The sequence below is a fragment of the Enhygromyxa salina genome (assembly GCF_002994635.1).
Classification (GTDB): Bacteria; Myxococcota_A; Polyangia; order Nannocystales; family Nannocystaceae; genus Plesiocystis; species Plesiocystis salina_B.
The window spans coordinates 1-3360 of record NZ_PVNL01000017.1 but is presented as its reverse complement, the minus strand read 5'-3'; the positions used below and the strand labels follow the sequence as shown (position 1 = coordinate 3360).

General features: G+C 66.4%; 1 protein-coding gene. It reads left to right on the top strand.

All coding sequences use genetic code 11. From position 1 onward, the window contains the following. Window positions 1–3360: neuraminidase-like domain-containing protein (locus tag ENSA7_RS43130; RefSeq protein ID WP_219907901.1), on the top strand; the 3360-nt coding region annotated here is incomplete at both ends.

Sequence of the window (3360 nt, the reverse complement as noted above, 5' to 3'; positions counted from 1 at the left end):
CCGCAGAATTCGTCGACCAGGTCGAGGCGCTGACCAAGAGCGGCTTCTCGGTCGACGAGCTCGACTGGCTGCTGCGCCACCGCTTCACCGGCGCCGGCCCGCTCGACGACGTCGCGGTCGCGCGCACGCTCGGCGGCCTCGCCCTGGGCCTACTCACGATCGACGACGAGACCAGTCGCCTCGAGGACCCCGACGGCCAGGCGCTGACCACCAACCTCGCCGCGCTGCTCGACGCCGACGACGTCACCATCACCCGCGAGATCGTCGAGCAGACCTCGCCGCTCGAGCCCGAGGACCGCGACGAGTTCATCGACACCAGGTTTGGCGGTGTGCTCGATGTGGCCGCCGCCAAGGCCGTGCTGGACGACGAGCAAGACGTCTCGATCCGCCGAACGTGGCTCCTACAAAGGATCGTCGGACACCTGCGACGGCGCGCGCTCGTGCTCGACACGATCGTCGCACAGCTCGGCGTTCCGGCGGCGGTCGCCGAGATCCTCGCGACCACCGTGCTCAGCAACCCCGCCGGCGACGGACGATTATTCGAGGTCTACCGCCAACCTTTCGCCACCCGCGAGCAGCTCGAGATTGGCCTGAGCGCCGGCACGCACCCCACCCACTTCGCCGCGTGGACCCGCCTGGCCAAGGCCGCGTTGGTGTGCGTCCGCTTCGAGCTGCGCGCCGATCAGGCCGTCTGGTATTCGGGTCGCAACGGCTGGCTCAACCTCGATGCGCTCCCGCTCGACGTCGCCTCGGCCACCGCGAGCTTCGAGTCCTGGGCGTGCCTGTGCAACGCCCTCGCTCTGCGCGATCTCTCGCGTCCCGGCGAGCTCGCTCCCGCGCTGATCAGCGAGACCGTCACGTTGGCTGAAGCGATCGGGATCTTGGCCGACCACGCAGGCTGGGACGCTGATGCCGTGCTCGCGCTCGCGACCTCGCTCGGCTACGACGACACCCACGCGGCCGCCGTCGCCGAGGAGGACATCCCCCCGCGCCTGAAGCTGCTCATCGCCACCGCCGATCAGCTCGGTGTCGGCGTCCACGTCCTGCGCGACTGGGCCTCACCGACGCCGACGATCGCCACCACCGCCGCGATCAAGGCCGCGACCCGAGCCAAGTACGGGGAAGATCGCTGGGCCGAGATCGCCAAGCCCCTGCGCGACGTGATCCGCCAGCGCCAACGCGACGCCCTCGTCGACGCTGCGATCGCCCGCACGCCCAAGTTCCGCACCGCCAACGACGTGTTCGAGCACCTGCTGATCGACGTCGAGATGAGCGCCTGCATGATGACCTCGCGGATCAAGCAGGCGATCGCGTCGGTGCAGATCTTCATTCACCGCGTGCTGCTGCACCTGGACGTCATGGAGGTGACCTTTGATCCCGAGGCGATCCAGCGCTGGGGTTGGATGAAGAACTACCGGGTCTGGGAGGCCAACCGCAAGGTGTTCCTGTACCCCGAGAACTGGATCGAGCCCGAGCTGCGCGGCGACAAGACACCCGAGTTCGCGGAGCTCGAGGCCACGCTCATGCAGGGTGTGCTCGATCCACCTCGCGTGGAGAAGGCGTTGAGCGGATATCTCGAGCAGCTGGCCCGGGTCGCCAACCTCGAGATGATCGGCGTCGACGAGCACCCGCACACGGGCGAGCTGTGGTTGCTCGGGCGAACCCACGCGAGCCCGCATGAGTGGTTCGTGCGGCGGCGGCTTCCGATCGGCACCTGGGAGGCGTGGGAGGCGGTGCCGACCGGGATCGACAGTGACGCCGCCGCTATCGTGCTCTACAAAGGCCGGCTGCATTTGTTCTGGGCGACCGAGCATGAGCAGCAGGCGGAGGATCAGGACGCCCCGCCGAGGTATCGCTTCCGCGTCCACCACATCGAGCGTGCCCCTGATGGTTGGGGCAAGCCCACGATGTCGAAGCTCAGCGGATCACGGGAATTGCCACCGCACGACTATCGGCTGCACCTATACGTCAGCGGCCAGCGGATCTTGGCAACGGTTCTATGGCAGGACCCCGAGTCATTCCAGGGGCGCCCAGTGATCGCACCTACCTACACCTTCGATCCGGTCGAGCAACGCGCCCGCGGTCGCGGATCTTGGATGGGATGGCACGAATACGACACCCAGTTCGCTAAACTACCAAACGCCGATGAGGACGCCGACCCCGTGGAGGTCATCGCCCTCAGGAACTCGATCGCGCTTGGTGAATACGACGAATTCGAGGGACAGCGCAATGTCTCGACTCCCCACTTCTCGGAGGTCGAAGAAGGCGACGACTGGGCCGCTCACTTCGTCCAGGGCGACGTGTTCGCGGACTTGTTCAAGCGCGCCTCGAGCGGGCGCCGGGCGACGTTCGTCCATCACGCCAACATCTGGAAGCCACGGCGCGACCCGAGCAAGCTGCCGGCGATCTACGATGACCGGTCGCGCAAGTACTTGATCGAGCCCCAGTCTCGGTACTCGAGGCAGGCGAACGATCCCGGCCTCATCGGTCACTTCAACCCCGCGAGCCTCGTGCTGTGCCCGCCACCCGAGCCCGAACTCCCTGACACTCCAGAGCCCCGACAGGGCCGAGAGCAGCGACCCAAGACGCGCGGTGCTTCAGGAAAGGCACCCCCCGCGCGCAACGAGATGGTGGTGGCGAGCCGCGAGATCCCCAGTAACCAGGACGAGTACCCGCCGGCCCCGAAGGGCTTCGTGCTCGAGATGGTCGAGCTGTACCACCCGTTCGCGCGTGACCTGCAAGAGGCGCTGGCGAGCGGCGGCCTCCCGGGCTTGTACGCGCCGCCGGTCAACAGCCAGCTATTCCGCCAGCGAAAGTCGATCAACCCGTTCGGCTTCGCCGACGGCATGGGCCTCAACCTCAACGCCGTGCGCGGTGAGCTGCCGATCGAGGAATTCGACTTCTCGTTCGACAACCCCTACGCCACCTACAACTGGGAGATCTTCTATCACGTGCCCATGTTGGTCGCCGGCAAGCTCGCCACGGAGCAGCGCTGGGAGGAGGCGCAGGGCTGGTATCATCTGATGTTCAACCCGATCGATCTGGTAAAATTGAAGACCGAGACCGCGACCTCGAAGTTCTGGCGGATCAAGCCGTTCTTCGAGCAAGCGAAGATCCTGGCGACGGATCAGATCGAAGCAATGCTCGGGATCGGGGTCACGCCCGTCGAGCAGCAGATCGCGCTCAAAGCGTTCACCCAGCAAGTGGAAACGTGGGTGGCGAACCCCTTCGATCCCCACGCGGTCGCCCGCGTGCGGCCGGGCGTGTACCAACGTGCGCTCTTGCGCGAGTACTTCGACAACCTGATCGCGTGGGCGGACAACCTGTTTCGCCGCGACACGATCGAGTCGATCACCGAGG